Source organism: Kitasatospora sp. NPDC091207, assembly GCF_044768625.1.
Taxonomy (GTDB): Bacteria; Actinomycetota; Actinomycetes; order Streptomycetales; family Streptomycetaceae; genus Kitasatospora.
This window is the reverse complement of sequence record NZ_JBIVVS010000057.1, coordinates 1-15,068: the sequence shown is the minus strand read 5'-3', so window position 1 is coordinate 15,068 and position 15,068 is coordinate 1. Positions and strand designations below refer to the sequence as shown.

The 15,068-nt window shown below is 73.4% G+C and carries 14 protein-coding genes; 4 read left to right on the top strand and 10 right to left on the bottom strand.

Annotated features, from left to right (window positions below; translation table 11 throughout):
• Window positions 1-198 precede the first annotated feature (198 nt).
• On the top strand, window positions 199-996 hold the full coding sequence (locus tag ACIQTO_RS37965) for a DUF4037 domain-containing protein (RefSeq protein WP_402398222.1): 798 nt from the start codon (window positions 199-201) through the stop codon (window positions 994-996).
• Window positions 997-1,131: 135 nt separating this feature from the next.
• On the opposite strand, the gene ACIQTO_RS37960 is transcribed toward ACIQTO_RS37965, so the two are convergent.
• Window positions 1,132-2,034 (bottom strand): oxidoreductase, encoded by a 903-nt coding sequence (locus ACIQTO_RS37960; protein ID WP_402398219.1) that lies wholly within the window; start codon window positions 2,032-2,034, stop codon window positions 1,132-1,134.
• A gap of 57 nt (window positions 2,035-2,091) precedes the next feature.
• Here ACIQTO_RS37960 and ACIQTO_RS37955 point away from each other — a divergent pair, with 57 nt between their 5' ends.
• Window positions 2,092-2,769: a DNA-binding response regulator gene (locus ACIQTO_RS37955; protein WP_402398217.1), complete on the top strand. Its 678-nt coding sequence runs from the start codon at window positions 2,092-2,094 to the stop codon at window positions 2,767-2,769.
• Here the strand turns inward: ACIQTO_RS37955 and ACIQTO_RS37950 are convergent.
• From ACIQTO_RS37950 to ACIQTO_RS37920, 7 genes are all read right to left on the bottom strand, one after another.
• Window positions 2,747-3,358, bottom strand: coding sequence for a Uma2 family endonuclease (locus ACIQTO_RS37950; protein ID WP_402398215.1), 612 nt, complete (start codon window positions 3,356-3,358; stop codon window positions 2,747-2,749). The genes ACIQTO_RS37955 and ACIQTO_RS37950 overlap by 23 nt on opposite strands.
• 117 nt (window positions 3,359-3,475) lie before the next feature.
• Complete coding sequence (locus ACIQTO_RS37945) at window positions 3,476-4,969, bottom strand: sensor histidine kinase (protein WP_402398213.1); 1,494 nt, start codon at window positions 4,967-4,969, stop codon at window positions 3,476-3,478.
• Between the two features lie 8 nt (window positions 4,970-4,977).
• Window positions 4,978-5,754 carry a response regulator transcription factor gene (locus tag ACIQTO_RS37940; RefSeq protein WP_402398220.1) on the bottom strand — a complete coding sequence of 259 codons (777 nt, stop codon included), beginning with the start codon at window positions 5,752-5,754 and terminating at the stop codon, window positions 4,978-4,980.
• A gap of 369 nt (window positions 5,755-6,123) precedes the next feature.
• Entirely contained in the window at window positions 6,124-6,759 is a 636-nt protein-coding gene (locus ACIQTO_RS37935) for a hypothetical protein (RefSeq protein ID WP_402398211.1), read from the bottom strand.
• A 17-nt stretch (window positions 6,760-6,776) separates the two neighbouring features.
• Complete coding sequence (locus ACIQTO_RS37930) at window positions 6,777-7,988, bottom strand: ABC transporter permease (RefSeq protein WP_402398209.1); 1,212 nt, start codon at window positions 7,986-7,988, stop codon at window positions 6,777-6,779.
• Window positions 7,985-8,803 (bottom strand): ABC transporter ATP-binding protein, encoded by an 819-nt coding sequence (locus tag ACIQTO_RS37925; protein ID WP_402398207.1) that lies wholly within the window; start codon window positions 8,801-8,803, stop codon window positions 7,985-7,987. Before ACIQTO_RS37925 ends, ACIQTO_RS37930 begins: the two co-directional genes overlap by 4 nt.
• On the bottom strand, window positions 8,803-10,296 hold the full coding sequence (locus tag ACIQTO_RS37920) for an efflux RND transporter periplasmic adaptor subunit (protein ID WP_402398205.1): 1,494 nt from the start codon (window positions 10,294-10,296) through the stop codon (window positions 8,803-8,805). The genes ACIQTO_RS37925 and ACIQTO_RS37920 overlap by 1 nt, the downstream gene beginning before the upstream one ends.
• A 445-nt stretch (window positions 10,297-10,741) precedes the next feature.
• On the opposite strand from ACIQTO_RS37920, the gene ACIQTO_RS37915 reads away from it, so the two are divergent.
• Window positions 10,742-11,410 carry a DUF4097 family beta strand repeat-containing protein gene (locus tag ACIQTO_RS37915; protein ID WP_402398203.1) on the top strand — a complete coding sequence of 223 codons (669 nt, stop codon included), beginning with the start codon at window positions 10,742-10,744 and terminating at the stop codon, window positions 11,408-11,410.
• Window positions 11,411-11,504: 94 nt separating this feature from the next.
• Window positions 11,505-12,308, top strand: coding sequence for an alpha/beta fold hydrolase (locus tag ACIQTO_RS37910; protein WP_402398201.1), 804 nt, complete (start codon window positions 11,505-11,507; stop codon window positions 12,306-12,308).
• Window positions 12,309-12,719: 411 nt separating this feature from the next.
• Here ACIQTO_RS37910 and ACIQTO_RS37905 read toward each other — a convergent pair whose 3' ends face one another.
• Entirely contained in the window at window positions 12,720-13,370 is a 651-nt protein-coding gene (locus ACIQTO_RS37905; RefSeq protein WP_402398199.1) for a response regulator, read from the bottom strand.
• Window positions 13,358-14,605 carry a sensor histidine kinase gene (locus ACIQTO_RS37900; protein ID WP_402398197.1) on the bottom strand — a complete coding sequence of 416 codons (1,248 nt, stop codon included), beginning with the start codon at window positions 14,603-14,605 and terminating at the stop codon, window positions 13,358-13,360. Before ACIQTO_RS37900 ends, ACIQTO_RS37905 begins: the two co-directional genes overlap by 13 nt.
• Between the last annotated feature and the right edge of the window lie 463 nt (window positions 14,606-15,068).

Sequence of the window (15,068 nt, the reverse complement as noted above, 5' to 3'; positions counted from 1 at the left end):
GAGAGCTACCTCGCCGGCCTCCACCTCCGCGCCTCGATGATCTGGATCAAAGACCTCACCAAGACCCCTTGATCACGACCAAATACGCTCCCTAGGTCGTACCGGTACCGACGGGCCAGCCCCCGAGGCCCCGGGGAGCGGGCGCGGGGCCCGTGCCAGACTCGCCCCGTGCAGACGGAACGAGCGGTCACCGAGTCGATGCCGCGACGACTGGCGCGGGTCCCGGGCGTGGTCGGCGTGGTGCTCGGCGGCAGCCGGGCCCGCGGCGAGCACCGGCCCGATTCGGACTGGGACCTCGGCATCTACTACCGGGGCGGGCTCGACCTCGACGCCCTGCGGAGCCTCGCCGGGCCCGGGGTCGAGGTCGCGGGCCCGGGCGGCTGGGGCCCGTGGGTCGACGGCGGGGCCTGGCTCACCGTCGACGGTGTGGCGGTGGACTGGATCCTGCGCGACCTGGACCGGGTCGAACGGATCTGGGCGGACTGCCGCGCGGGCCGCTACGAGGTGGGCGTGCAGGCCGGGCACCCGCTCGGCTTCTGGTCGCCCTGCTACCCGGGCGAGCTGGCGCTCGGCCGGGTCCTGGCCGACCCGGCGGGCGAACTGACGGAGCTTCGGGCCGAGCTGGCGCAGTACCCCGAGGCACTGCGGACGGCGCTGGTCGCGGCCGCCTGGGAGGCGGAGTTCCTGGTCGACGGGGCGGCCAAGGGCGTGGCCCGGGCCGATGTCCTGTACGTCGCGCTCTGCCTCTCCCGCGCCGTCGGCGTACTGGTCCAGGCCCTCTTCGCGCACGCCCGCCGCTGGTGCCTCAACGAGAAGGGCGCGTTCGCCGTCGCCGCGACCCTGCCCGGCGCACCGGCCGGGTTCGGCTCCCGGGCCCGCCGGCTGCTCGCCGCCCCGGGCGGCACGCCGGAGGAGCTGGCCGCGACGGTCGCGGACGCCCGGCTCCTGGTCTCCGAGACCGTCGCCGCCCTGCGGGCACCCGCCGGGGGCCGCTGACCGGCTGCCGGCCTGCGCGGGCAGCGGAGCGGGCAGCGGAGCGGGCAGCGGCCCCCGGCGGGGGCGGCCGCACCGCCACCGGCCGGACTACGCAAGGATCTGCCGGACCGTCACACCGCCGTCCCGGCAGGCGGATCAGGCCCCGGCCGACGCCGCCAGCTCCGCGAGGTCCTCGGCGCCCAGCCGCAGCGAGGCGGCCGCGACGTTCTCCTCCAGGTGGGCCGGCGAGGAGGTGCCCGGGATGGCCAGGATCGACGGGGAGACGGCCAGCAGCCAGGCCACCATCACCTGCGCCCGGGTGGCGCCGTGGCGGTCCGCCACCCGCTGGAGCGCCGGATCGGCGGGCACCCCCGAGCCGCCGAGCGGGAAGAACGGGACGAAGGCGATGCCCCGGGCGGTGCAGTCCGCCAGCAGCGCCGCGTCCTGCGCCGAGTGCTCCAGCACGCTGAACCGGTTCTGCACGGCGGCCACCGGCGCGACCGCCTCCGCCTCGGCGAGCTGGGCCGCGTCGACGTTGCTGACCCCGAGGTGGCGGACCAGCCCCTCCTCGCGCAGCTCGGCCAGGGCCGCGAAGACCTCCGCGATCGACTTCTGGCTGGGCATCCGCCGCAGGTAGACCAGGTCGAGCCGGTCCACCCCGAGTTCACGCAGATTGCGGTGCACGGCCGCGCGCACCTCCGCCGGGCCGGCCGGGTCCTGCCAGCTGCCGTCGGGGTTGCGGCCGGGGCCGACCTTGGTGGCGATCACCAGGCCGTCGCGGTACGGGTGCAGCGCCTCGCGGATCAGCCCGTTCGCGGAGACGTCCTCGTGGAAGTAGAACCAGGCGGTGTCGATGTGGTCGACGCCGAGCTCGACCGCCCGGCGCAGCACCGCGACGCTCTGCACGGGGTCGCAGGCCGGGCCGTCCCAGTCCCGGGCGGGCAGCTTCATCGCGCCGAAGCCCATCCGGGAGAGGGGCAGGTCCCCGCCGAGCAGGAGGGACCCGGCGGCGGAGGCGTGGACGGAGTCGGGCGCGGAGGAGTGCGGGGTGATCGTCATGTCAATAAGCCTCGGCCCTGCTCGCCGCCGGCCCGACCGATCTGGCAGGTTACTGCCATGACCACCGACCCGATCATCACCCTGCACGGCGAGCAGGAACTCGTCCGGCGGGCCGGCCACCTCTTCGTCGCCTCGCGGGAGGAGTTCCTGGTCGCCGCCACCGATCTGCTGACCTGGTCCACCGGCGTCAACGCCGCGTTCGCGGAGGGAAAGCGGCCGCACCTCGTCCCCGGGCTCACCATGCGCAAGCTGTACACCCGGCGCGCGCTGGCCGACCCGGAGTCCGAGCGGCGGCTGCTGCGGATCGCCGCCTCCGGCGTCGAGATCCGGATCAGCGACGGGCCGCTCGCGCGTGAGGCGATCATCATCGACCGGCGCACCGCGATCCTGGCCGGCGCCCCCGTGCGCGGGGTGCGGACGTACACCGTGGTGCGGTCGCCGGAGGTGGTCGACGGGGTGCGCTCGCTGTTCCGCGCCGCCTGGGAGAGTGCCACCGACCTCGCCGACCGCGCCACCCCGCCGCACCTCACCGACCAGGCCCGGGAGATCCTCCGCTCGCTCGCCGCCGGCCACACCGACGAGACCGGCGCCCGGTTACTCGGCCTCTCGCTGCGCACCTACCGCCGCCGGGTCGCCGAGCTGATGACGACCCTCGGCGCCGGCTCCCGCTTCCAGGCCGGCCTGCTGGCCCGGGGCCTGCTGGACGAGGCGGTCAGCCCCGGCGTTCCCCGGTGATCTCCGGGCCGATCACGAACCCCTTCGCCGGTCCCTCCGGGATCACGGCCTCCTCGCCGTACGGCGTGCGGACGGAGCGGGCGAAGGCCCGACGTTCGGGATCGGGTCCGGTGAGGACGGTGACGGCGCCGCCGTCGTCGAAGTCGTCGACGATCGCGTAGACCGGAATGCCCGCTGCGGCGTAGGCGCGGTGCTTGAGCACCACGTCCCGCTCTCGATTCCGACGTCCGGGCGACACCGTCTCGACCACCATCGCGACGCCCGAAGCGAGGATTCCCAGGCCCTCGGGGTGCTCGATCTCCTCCAGGTCGTCAGGTGCCACGTAGACATCGGGGATCACGACCTTGAGGCCATGGATGACGTTGCCGTCGTTCCCTGGAGCCCAGCCCGTTCCTCGCAGGTGATCGTGAAGAGCGAGCGCGATGCGGCGATCGATCGTCACGTGACGGACCCCGCCGGTCGGCGACATCGTGATGGCCCCCTCGATGATCTCCGCCCTGAAGCCCTCGGGGACGTCCATCGCCTTCCACACCTGCCACAGCGCCTGGTCCAGGTCCATGACGGTCTCCTCGGCTACGAGCGCGGTCATCAAGACACCTCTCCCCGTCCAGCGTGGTCGGCCCGCACCGGGCCGCAGCCGCACGGTCGCACACGACCGGGCAGCCGACGGGAGGAACGATCACCGGTTCACCCGAACCGGGGGGTTTCAGCGCTGGTGGGGGAGTTCCACGCGGAAGGTGGCGCCGGTGCCGGGGGCGGTGTGCAGGGTGAGCGCGCCACCGTGGGCGTGGGTGAGCGCGGTGGCGATGGCGAGGCCGAGGCCCGCGCCGCCGCCGTCGTGGCGGCTGCGGGAGGCGTCCACGCGGTAGAAGCGGTGGAAGACCCGGACGGCCTGCTCCTCGGTGAGGCCGGGGCCGGAGTCGGCGACTTCGAGCAGGCACAGGCCCTGTGAGGTGCCGACGCCGATCCGGACCGGGGTGCCGGGCGGGGTGTGCTTGACGGCGTTGCCGACCAGATTGGTGACCACCTGGCGCAGCCGCGCCTCGTCGCCGAGCACGGGTGCCGGGCCCGGCGCACCGGTGCCGGACGGCCCGGTGAGGGCGACCGGGCGGGACGGGTCGAGGGCGGTGAGGTCGTGCAGGGCGTCCGCGGCGAGGGTGCGCAGGTCCATCGGGGCGAGGTCGAGCGGGCGCTCCTCGTCGAGCCGGGCGAGCACCAGCAGGTCCTCGACCAGGGTGCCCATCCGGACGGCCTCGCTCTCGATCCGGGACATCGTCCGCTTGACGTCCGCCTCGGTGGGCAGCGCCCCCATCCGGTACAGCTCGGCGAAGCCGCGGATGCCGGCCAGCGGGGTGCGCAGTTCGTGCGAGGCGTCGGCGACGAAGCGCCGCATCCGCGCCTCGGACTCGGCCCGGGCGGCGAACGCGGCCTCGATCTGGGCGAGCATCGCGTTGAGGGCGGCGGAGAGCCGGCCGACCTCGGTGCGCGTGGAGAGCTCGGGCATCCGGTGGGACAGCTCGCCGGAGGCGATCCGCTCGGCGCCCTCCTCGATCCGGCGCAGCGGCCGCAGCCCGGCCCGGACGGCGAAGAACCCGAGGGCCGCGATCAGCACCAGCACCGCGCCGCCGATCGCCAGGAACGAGGCGCGCAGCCGCCCGACCGTGGCGTCGATGTCCTCCCGGGAGACCGCGACCATCAGGTACGCGGGGGTGGGGGCCGGCACGGCGAAGGCGCTGGCGGGGGCGGGCGGCCGCTGGAGCGGCAGGACGAGCGTGCGCCAGCTGCGCCGGCCGCGCTGGTCGGGCAGGTCGAACGGGATGTCGGGGGCGGCGGCGGCCGGGTCGAGACCGGCCAGCTGCGGCGCCGGGTCGTTCTCGGAGACCGGCTGCCGGACGACCTGCTGGACCTTGCCGTCCGCCGAGAGGTACTGGACCAGGTACTGGCTGGGCAGCGCCGCCAGGTAGTTGGGGGCGGCCCGCTTGCCGCTGACCGACGGCTGCTTGCTGTCCGGCCAGGTCACCCGGCCGGGCACGCGGTGCGAGAGCGGCTCGGCGAAGCGCTGCAGCTGGTCGTCGAGCCGCTGCACCAACTGCACCCGCACGGTGCCGAGCACGACGGCGTCGCTGACCGCGAGCCCGGTGGTGACCAGGGCGAGGACGAGGACGAGCAGCCGTACGCGCAGCGAGAACCGGGGGAACACGGGGGCGGTCAGTTCTGCGGCGGCCGGCGCAGCGCGTAGCCGATGCCGCGGACGGTGTGGATCAGCTTGGGACCGTGTGCGGGGCCGGAGTCGAGCTTGCGGCGCAGGTAGGAGATGTAGGACTCGACGATGGAGAGGTCGCCGCCGAAGTCGTAGGCCCAGACGTGGTCGAGGATCTGCGCCTTGGAGACCACCCGGCCGACGTTGGCCATCAGGTAGTGCAGCAGCTTGAACTCGGTCGGGGAGAGCGCGACCGGGACGCCGCCGCGGGTGACCTCGTGGGCGACCGGGTCGAGGGTGAGGTCGGCGACGACCAGCCGGCCGTCCTCGGCGGGGCCGCCGGCCCGGCGCAGGATCGCCCGGATCCGGGCGATCAGCTCCTCCAGGCTGAACGGCTTGGTGACGTAGTCGTCCGCGCCGGCGGCCAGGCCCTGGACCTTGTCGCCGACGCCGTCCTTGGCGGTCAGGAAGAGCACCGGCAGGTGGTCGCCGGGGTGGCCGTGGGCGGGTCCGGCGATCTGGCCCCGGGTGGTCTGCTCGCGCAGCCGCTCGACCACGGTGAAGCCGTCGAGGTCGGGGAGCATCACGTCCAGGACGACCAGGTCGGGTCGCTCCGCGGCGATCAGTTCGAGGGCCTCGGTGCCGCTGGCGGCGGAGGCGACCCGGAAGCCGGAGAAGCGCAGGGAGGCGGAGAGCAGCTCCCGGATGTTGGGTTCGTCGTCGACGACGAGGAGGAACGCCTCCCCCGGGACGCCGCCCACGGCGGAGCTGCCAGGTGTGGACACAGTGCCTTGCACGGGGGTTCCGCCTCCCGGTCGGACGATGGCGTTCAGCTGAGGCTAGCCCGGGGAGGCTATGCGCCATCGATGAATGTTGGATTAACACCTTATCGGGCGGATTTGGGCGAACGAGCCCGCGCGGTCCGGCTGGATGGTGTGCGTACGGGCCCCGCGCCCCGGCACGGCGGACGTCCGGGCAGCGTACCGGCGGGCGGCAGCGCCCCGGCACGGCGGGCGCCCGGGCAGCGTACCGGCGGGCGTCCGGGTGGCGCGCGGCCCCGGCGGCGAACGGTGCCCGGCCCGGGTCCGGGCAGCGCGCGGCCCGGCCGCCGGAGGAGGTTCGGCCGGGCCGCGCGGTCGTCCGGGGCCGCGGGGTCAGCCGCCGGACGGGCTCTGGGTCCCCCTGGCCCCGCCGGCTCCCCCGAAGCCGCCGCCGCCGAAGCCGGCCGCGCCCTCGACGAGCTGGGTGGCGGCGTAGCCGCCGTCGGCGGCCGGGGTGCCGACCACGGTGACGCTCTGGCCGGGCTGCAGGTCGGTGACCTTGCCCTCCTTGTTGAGCTGCACCTTGGTGGCGTCGCCGGTGGTCACCTTGACGGTGTTGCCGTTGGCGTCGGTCAGGTAGACGGTGGTGCCGTCGACCGCCTTCACGGTGCCCCGGGTGAAGCCGCCCTGGGCGCCCTGACCGCCGGTGCCCTGACCGCCCTGGCCGGCGCCCTGACCGCCCCGGCGGGTGCCGTTCTGGCCGCCGCCGAAGCCGGAGGCCGCCGACCTGGGCTGCTGCCCGGCGGCGGACGCCTTGCCGGAGCCGGCGGAACCGTGGTCCTGCTGGTACCAGACGCCGCCCGCGAACGCCGCGGTGGCGATCACCGCGCCGGCCAGCACCAGGGTCGGCCACGGCAGCCGGCGACGCGGCGGCGCGGCCAGCTCGGCGGCGACGTCCCGGGCGTCCGGCGCGGTGGAGAGCAGGACGACCTGCTCGGCGGGGGTGCGCGGCTCGATCTCGTTGCTCATGGTCTGCGGGTCCTTGGTCACTCGTGGCGGAGGGCGTCGATCGGGCGCAGCGAGGCGGCCCGGTTGGCGGGGTAGCTGCCGAAGAACAGGCCGATGGCGACGGCGATGCCGAAGGCGCCGAGCACCGACTCGGGAATCACCACCGGCTTGATGCCGACCACGGAGAAGTGCGACCCGGCGAGCCCGGCCAGCACCCCGAGTCCGGCCCCGATCACCGACAGCAGGGTGGACTCGACGAGGAACTGCCCGAGGATCACCCCGCGCGGCGCGCCGAGCGCCTTGCGGATGCCGATCTCCCTGGTCCGCTCGGTGACGGTGACCAGCATGATGTTGGTGATGCCGATCCCGCCGACCAGCAACGAGATCGCGGCCACCGCGCCGAGCAGCACGGTGAAGGTCTTGGTGGTGGACTCCCGGGCCGTGAGCAGCGAGGCCTGGTTGCCGATCCGGAAGTCCGCCTTGCTCGGGTCCGCGATCGCGTGGGTGCCGAGCAGCACCCGGGTGACCTCGGCCTGCGCGGCGGTGGTGGTCTCGGCGGAGGTGGCCTGCACCAGGATCTGGCTGACCGGCCCGAAGCCGGTGAAGGCGTTCTGCACGGTCGGCAGCGGCGCGATCACCACGTCGTCCGGGTCGGTGAAGCCGGTGCCGCCCTTGGCCTGCAGCACGCCGACCACGGTGAGCGGGGTGCCGCCGACGGTGATCTGCCGGCCGACCGGGTCGGCGGTGGCGAACAGCTGCTTGGCGGTGGTGGCGCCGAGCACCGCGACCTTCCGGGAGCCGAGCACGTCGTCGGCCGTGAAGTACTCGCCGTGGCCGATCTTCAGGTTGGCGGTCTCGAAGTACGCGGGGTAGGTGCCGACGATCGAGCCGGGGCTGTAGGAGATGTCCCCGTACAGCGCGGTGCCGCTGGTGGTGACCACCGGTGCGACGGACTTGATCGCGGTCGACTCCGAGTCGCTCGCCAGCGCCTTGGCGTCCGCGACGGTGAGCTTCTTGGCGGTGGACGCGGTGCGCGAGCCGCCGAAGGACGACCCGGCGGTGACCGTCAGCGAGTTGGTCCCGAGGGAGGTGATCGACTCCTTGACCGCCACCGAGGAGCCGTTGCCGACCGCGAGCAGCAGGATCACCGAGGCGACACCGATCAGCACGCCCAGCATGGTGAGGACGGAGCGCACCTTGTTGGCGGCCAGGCCGCCGACGGCGAAGCGGAGCATCTGCCAGAGGATCACGCGAGCACCCCCTGGAGTGCGGCGGCCGGGAGCAGGGCGGGCGGCGGCCCGTCCACCGGGGCCTGCCGGACGTCGTCGACGATCGCGCCGTCGACCAGCCGGATCACCCGCTTCGCGTGCCGCGCGACCTCGTCCTCGTGGGTGATCAGCACCACCGTGCGGCCGGTCGCGTTGAGGCCGTCGATGAGGGCCAGCACCTCGTCGGTGGAGCGGCTGTCCAGGTTGCCGGTGGGCTCGTCGGCGAGCAGCATCGCGGGCGCGGTGACCAGGGCCCGGGCCACCGCGACGCGCTGCTGCTGGCCGCCGGAGAGCTCGTTGGGCCGGTGCCCGGAGCGCTCGGCGAGACCGACCAGGGAGAGCGCGGCCAGCGACCGGCGGCGGCGCTCGGCGCTGCGCACGCCCGCGTAGGCGAGCGGCAGCTCGACCTGGGCGAGCGCGGTGGTGCGGGGGACGAGGTTGAAGGACTGGAAGATGAAACCGATCTTGCGGTTCCGGACCAGCGAGAGCTGCCGCTCGTCCAGGTGGCCGACGTCGATGCCGTCCAGCAGGTAGCGGCCCGCGGTGGGCACGTCCAGGCAGCCGAGGATGTTCATCAGGGTGGACTTGCCGGAGCCCGAACTGCCCATCACCGCCACGAAGTCGCCCTGGGCGATGTCCAGGGTGACGCCCAGCGGCTCGCCGGTGGCCGGGTCCGACGGGCCGCGCAGCGCGTGCACGGTGGCGTCGCCGTGGCCGTAGGCCTTGGTGAGCCGGCGGATCTGGATGACCGGCGGAGGCGTCGGCCCCGCCGGGACGGCGGATGTCTGGCGGCCCATCAGCGATTACCGCCCCGGCCGGAGCCCGCGCCGGAGCCGCCCGCGGCCGCGCCGACACCCGCGACGCCACCCGAGCCCGCACCGCCCCGGCCGCCCTGGCCGCCGCCCTGGCCGCCGTTCAGCCCCGGGAAGGAGCCGTTGGGGAAGCCGTTGGTGCCGCTGGTGGTGGCGAGTTCGACCTTGTCGCCCTCCTTCAGCCCGGAGACCACCTGCACGGTGGTGTCGCCCTCGACGCCCACCTCGACGGTGACCCGCTCACTGGAGCCGTCCGGCTGCACCAGGGTCGCCGTCCGGCTGGCACCGGTACCGGCCAGCGCGGCGGTGGGCAGCGAGAGCGCGTTGTCGGCCTCTCCGGTGACCACCGAGACGGTCGCGCTCAGACCGGTCCGCAGCTTGCTGGTGTCCCCGGTGATCTGCAGGGTCGCCGCGTACTGGACGGCGGCCGCGCCACCGGTGCCACCGCTGCTCACCGGCAGCGAACTGACGGACAGCACGGTGGCGTTGAGCTTGGTGTCGGACTGCGCGTTCAGCGCGACGGTGGCCGACTCGCCCTTCTTCAGCTTGAGCGAGTCCAGCTCGGAGAAGTTGGCGGTGACCTGCATCCCGGTCGGGTTGGTCAGCACGACGAAGCCGCTCGGGGCGCCCGAACCCGTGGAACCACCGGTGGACTTCGTGGTGCCGGTGGTACTCCCCGAGGCACCGCCCACCGTGTCGCCGACCTTGCCGGCGATCGACGCGACCGTGCCGTCCACCGAGGCGGTGAGCGTCGTCCCGGCCAGCGCCGTCTGGGCGTTGGCGAGGTTGGTCTGCGCGGTGGCCACCTGCTGCTGGGCCTGGGCCACGGCCGCCTGGTCCACCTTGGTGGTGGTGACGGTGGTGGTCTGCGGGGCCGGGGCGGCGGTCTGGGGAGCGGGCGCGCTGCTCGCGCCCGCTCCCCGGTCCCCGCCACCGGAACCACCGGAACCGCCGGTGGAGGCGTTGGAAGCGTTGGACGAGCCGTTGCCGGAGCCGCCGCCTGAGCCGCCGGACGAGCCGCTGCCGGAGCCGCTGCCGGAGCCGCTGCCCGAACTCCCCGGGATCTGCTGGGTGGTCGTGGTGGTGACCCCCGCCTGAGCCTTGGTGAGGTTGGCATTGGCCGTGGTGAGCGCCGACTGCGCCGCGTCGACCTGCTGCTGGGCGGCCGTGGTGTCGACGGTGGCGAGCACCTGCCCCTTGGTCACGGTGTCGCCCACCGCGATCTTGACGGCGGTGAGCCGCCCGCCGGTGGCGAAGTCCTGGGCCGCGTCGGTCGGCGAGGCGAGCGTGCCGGTTCCGGACACGGTGGCCAGGACCGTGCCCTTGGCCACGGTCGCGGTACGGACCTGGGTCTTTCCGGCCGCCACGCTGCTACCGCTGTCCAGGGTGGTGTACACCAGGGCGGCGCCGCCCAGCAGGGCCACGCCGAGCGCGGAGTTGACGAGGACGGCACCACGCCGTCGCGGGAGCACCTTCATGGCGAACAGCTTTCCGGGGCGCTCTTGCGGAGTCCTGGGCGCGAGCTGGGAGAAGGCTGACCGGCCGAATCCGGGCATTCCGGCACGGTCCGCCCGGTTGGAGCCGTCCGCTTGGCCGCCACCCGGTCAGCTGTTGGCCGAACTCCCAGCGGGTTCCCAGCCATCCCCAGCCATCCGGGAGCACCGACCGGGCTCCGCCCCGGGTGGCGGACCGGCCCCGGCCGGGCCTCTCCTCCGCGCGTCCGCCAGGCCTCCAGCATGGCGTTCACTCGACTTCATTGCAACGAACAAGTGGACTGTCGTTGCATTAATTCCACCTCCACTGCAACGATTCCGCAGCCTCTACCTGCACGAAAAGCAAATATGCGCAACGAGCTTGTTGCCAGATCATCGAACGCAACGTAGCTTTTGCGAAGTCAGAAACAACGAGTCGCAGGAGAGCACGATGCAGAAGTTCGCCACCACCGCCCCGATCGCCGCCGTTCTGGACATCCCGGGCGGGCACATCCGGTTCATCGCCGCCGACCGCGCCGACACCACGGTCGAGGTCCTGCCCGCGAACGCCGCGAAGGGGCGCGACGTGAAGGCCGCGGAGCAGGTCACCGTCGCCTACGAGAACGGCGTGCTGCGGATCGAGGCCGCGCCGGCGAAGAACCGGCTCCTCGGCCCCTCCGGCTCCGTCGAGGTGACCGTGCAGCTGCCGGCCGGCTCCCACGTCGAGGCGAAGGCGGCCGGCGCCGAGCTGCGGGGCGTCGGACGGCTCGGCGACGTCACCTTCGAGAGCGCCCAGGGCACGGTCAAGCTCGACGAGGCCGCGAGCGCCCACCTCACCGTCCTCGACGGCGACATCACGATCGGCCGACTGAGCGGCCCCGCCCGGATCAGCACCAAGCAGGGCGACATCCGGATCACCGAGGCCCAGCGCGGCACCGTCACCCTGCGCACCGACGCCGGCGCGATCTCGGTCGACGCCGCCCGCGGCGTCTCCGCCGCCCTGGACGCCGGCACCGGCCACGGCCGGATCCACAACGCGCTCAAGAACACCGAGGGCACCCCCGCGCTGACCATCCACGCCACCACCGCCTACGGCGACATCACCGCCCGCAGCCTCTGAACCGCCCCCGGCCCGCCGTGGCCGGGACGCCCGCCGACGCGCGCGACCCGCACCCCGTCCTGATCCACCTCCGTTCCCGGAAGAAGGCACCACCATGAGCAGCAAGCAGTCCGTCTGGACCGGCACCGTGGCGATCGAGGACACCGCGCTGGCCGTCACCGACACCGGCGGGGCCGGCCGGCCCGTGGTCTACCTCAACGGCTCCTACGCCGACCAGTCGCACTGGCGGCGCGTCATCGCCGAGCTCGGCGGCGACTACCGGCACATCACCTACGACGAGCGCGCCCGCGGCAAGTCGGAGCGGGCCGAGGACTACTCGTTCGAGGCGTGCCTGCGCGACCTCGACGCCGTGCTCACCGCCCGGGGCGTGGACCGGCCGATCCTGGTGGGCTGGTCCTACGGCGCCATGCTCGCCGTGCACTGGGCCGCCCGGAACCCGGACCGCGCCGTGGGAGCGGTGTCCGTGGACGGCGCCCTGCCGCACGAGTGGCTCACCGACGCCAACAAGGAGCAGATCCGCAAGCTGTTCCGCCGGCTGAGCCCGCTCTTCCCGATCGCCCGCCCGCTCGGCCTGGCCGCGCGGATGAGCGCCGCGCAGCACGCCGAGATCAACATCGAGGCCAACGAACTCTGCGCGCCCGCCGTCCTCGACCCGGTCTTCGACCGGCTGACCGTGCCGACCCGGTACGTGCTCGCCACCGGCGGCAACCTGGGCGGCGACGCAAAGCTGATGGAACAGATCCGCGCCAACCTCGACCCGGTGCTCGCCCGCCACCCGAACATCCGGGTCAGCGCGAAGGTCGCGAGCAACCACTCCAAGATCCTGCGCCACGACTTCCGAGCCGTCGCCGACGCGGTCCGCGAACTCGCCGTCACCCGCGAGGACGAGGTCGCCTGAGCCGTGACGGCCGGGCCACCAGATCTCGGACCCTTCACCCGGCCCCGGACACGCTGGTGGGTCTGTAACGACCGGGTTGAGCCGAGCGAGCGGAGTGGGAAGTCGGCGGGTCCGACTTCCCACTCCCAGGCCCGTCAAGCTCGCCGGCCCATGCGGTGCGGGCATCAGGCCGTGCGCGCCGGGATTGCCGAACTCGCACACGGCGCGCGGGCCCTCGCGCACGCGGTGCGCACCCGTCGACGGCTCCGTGGAGCACACGGCGCAGATCATCGCGGACAACGGGTACGAGGACGACTGGAAACGGTGGGAGGCGGACTACGCCACGTGCGGTCCGTACAGCCCCGGCTCGAACTGCCACTGACTCCATAGGGCTGATACTCCAGCCGTCGATCGTGATCACGGATCGGAAGGTCAGGCCCGGGACGCTCCGAGGAACCGCAGCACGGCCAGGACACGGCGGTGGTCCGCGTCGACCACGGGCAGGTCAAGCTTGGCGAAGATGCTGTTGATGTGCTTCGCCACGGCGCTCTCGCTGACCACCAGCGCCTGCGCGACGCCGGCGTTGGAGCGCCCCTCGGCCATCAGGCCGAGCACCTCCCGTTCGCGGGGGGTCAGCCGCGCGAGCGGGTCGCTGTCGCGCCGCAGCAGCAACTGGGCGACGACCTGCGGGTCCAGGGCCGTACCCCCGTCCGCCACTCGCCGGACCGCCGCCACGAAGTCGGCGACATCGGCGACCCGCTGCTTGAGCAGGTAGCCCACACCGCTGATGTTCGCAGCCAGCAGGTCAGCCGCGTACCGCTCCTCCACGTACTGCGAAAGCAGCATCACCGGCGTCCCCGGCCAGCGCCGACGGATCTCCATCGCCGCCCGCACCCCCTCGTCGGTGAAGCCGGGCGGCATCCGGACGTCGATCAAGGCGAGCTCCGGCCGGTGCTCCGCCACTGCCGCCAACAGCCCCTCCGCGTCGCCGGCTTCCGCGACGACCTGGAACCCGCCCATCTCCAGCACCTTGATCAGGCCGACCCGCAACAACACCGAATCCTCGGCGATCACCGCGCGCACGGCAGCTCCGCGGTGATGGTGGTGGGCCCGCCAACGGGGCTGCTGACGTGGAAGGCCCCGTCGAGGGAGCCGACCCGCTTGGCCAGCCCGGTCAGCCCCGTGCCGGCGGCGGCGTCGGCTCCGCCCAGCCCGTCGTCGGTCACGCGCACGCGCAGCACCTCGCCGACCTGCCGGACGATCACCTCGGCACGCATCGCGCCGGCGTGCTTCGTCGCATTGGTCAGCGCCTCCGAGATCACGAAGTACGCGACCGACTCCACGTTGGGCGCCACCCGCTCCTCCAGATCGACCCGCAGCCGCACCGGCAGGGGCGTGCGGGCAGCCAGCCCGGACAACGCCGCGTCCAGACCTCGGTCTTCGAGCACGGCCGGGTGCAGCCCCCGCACCAGGTCGTTGAGTTCGGCGATCGCCTCCTTCGCCTCCAGGTGCGCACTCGCGATCACCTCGCGGGCATCACTCGGCAGGTCCGGGCGGGTGGCAACGGCCAGACCCAGGTTGACCGCGAGAGACACCAGCCGCTGCTGGGTGCCGTCGTGCAGGTCGCGCTCGATCCGGCGGCGCTCCACGTCGACGGCCTCGATCAAGTCGGTCCGGCTCACGGCCAGCTGATCGACCCGCTCCTGGAGCCGCTGCGCCCGGCTGGGCCCGAGCAGGCCCAACGCCAGCCGCGCCTCGGCCCCGGCTACGGCCCGCGCGGTCCAGGGCAGGGCGCACAGGAGGAGGAGTCCAGCCGCTGTGTAAGCCGGCAGCTGGGTCAGGTGGCCGAACCAGTCCTGGCGGATTCCGGTCGGCAGCGCCCATGACCAGGCGCAGGCGGTGGCGCCCGCCAGGCACGCCGCTGCCACCGCGAGCACCAGCAGCTCCAGCAGCGCGAGCAGCGGGCCCAGCAGGAGGTGGTAGCCGATCTTGCGCCAAGGCCGCGTCGCCGCGAGCCACCGGGCGGTCGAGGCCCACGTCCGCTGCTCCGGCGCGGTGGGGGTGAGCCGGGGGACGTCCACACCGATGAGCACCCGGTAGCGAGTCCGCTGAACGGCCGTCAGCACCGGGGTGCCGAGCAGGACCAGGGCGGCCGACACGGAGACCGTGAGGAGCCAGTTCCCCGTCCTGGCGGTAGTGGTCGCCGCCCAGGCCCACACGGGCACCAGCGCCAGGTGCGGCAGCACACCGGCGGCAAGAAAGCCGGTGTCCCGCCGCGCCCGGAGGACCGCGCGTCTCAGTCCAGCTGGAATCGTCATGGCACGACGCTAGGGCACCCCAGGAGGACGGTGCCATGAAACCTGTATCCGATCTCATGGTGAACCTAGTACTACTCCAGCTGTAGATCTCGGCCTGTGGGCGGAAAGCGGTCGGCTGGCCTGGGACGGAGCTGACGCTCCTGCGCCGGCAGTACACCGCCGAGCAGTGGACGGACCTGCTCAAGCGCCATGGCTTCACGGGGATCGACGCGCAGGTCCTCCCGGCCCCGGAAGCCGGCGCTTGGGGCATTCTGCTGGTGAAGGCCGAGGCCCCGATCGCATGGCCCATGGCATCCGCCGAGCTTGATCTTTAGTCCAGCACGGGAATGTTGCCGAGTCGGCGTAGACACGCCTTCCGGCCCTCCCTAGCCTCGATCTTGCATGACGGTTCGTCAGCTTGGCTGGCGGGCCGTTTTTGCTTGTCCGGGTGGGTGCTTCTGTGGGCGAGCATGGCGAGGGCCCG

What these genes read in the sequence shown, in the direction of transcription:
- ACIQTO_RS37965 (WP_402398222.1), top strand. Translation starts at nt 199, where the DNA reads ATGCCGCGACGACTGGCGCGGGTCCCGGGCGTGGTCGGCGTGGTGCTC.
- ACIQTO_RS37960 (WP_402398219.1), bottom strand. Translation starts at nt 2,034, where the DNA reads ATGACGATCACCCCGCACTCCTCCGCGCCCGACTCCGTCCACGCCTCC.
- ACIQTO_RS37955 (WP_402398217.1), top strand. Translation starts at nt 2,092, where the DNA reads ATGACCACCGACCCGATCATCACCCTGCACGGCGAGCAGGAACTCGTC.
- ACIQTO_RS37950 (WP_402398215.1), bottom strand. Translation starts at nt 3,358, where the DNA reads ATGACCGCGCTCGTAGCCGAGGAGACCGTCATGGACCTGGACCAGGCG.
- ACIQTO_RS37935 (WP_402398211.1), bottom strand. Translation starts at nt 6,759, where the DNA reads ATGAGCAACGAGATCGAGCCGCGCACCCCCGCCGAGCAGGTCGTCCTG.
- ACIQTO_RS37925 (WP_402398207.1), bottom strand. Translation starts at nt 8,803, where the DNA reads ATGGGCCGCCAGACATCCGCCGTCCCGGCGGGGCCGACGCCTCCGCCG.
- ACIQTO_RS37920 (WP_402398205.1), bottom strand. Translation starts at nt 10,296, where the DNA reads ATGAAGGTGCTCCCGCGACGGCGTGGTGCCGTCCTCGTCAACTCCGCG.
- ACIQTO_RS37915 (WP_402398203.1), top strand. Translation starts at nt 10,742, where the DNA reads ATGCAGAAGTTCGCCACCACCGCCCCGATCGCCGCCGTTCTGGACATC.
- ACIQTO_RS37910 (WP_402398201.1), top strand. Translation starts at nt 11,505, where the DNA reads ATGAGCAGCAAGCAGTCCGTCTGGACCGGCACCGTGGCGATCGAGGAC.
- ACIQTO_RS37900 (WP_402398197.1), bottom strand. Translation starts at nt 14,605, where the DNA reads ATGACGATTCCAGCTGGACTGAGACGCGCGGTCCTCCGGGCGCGGCGG.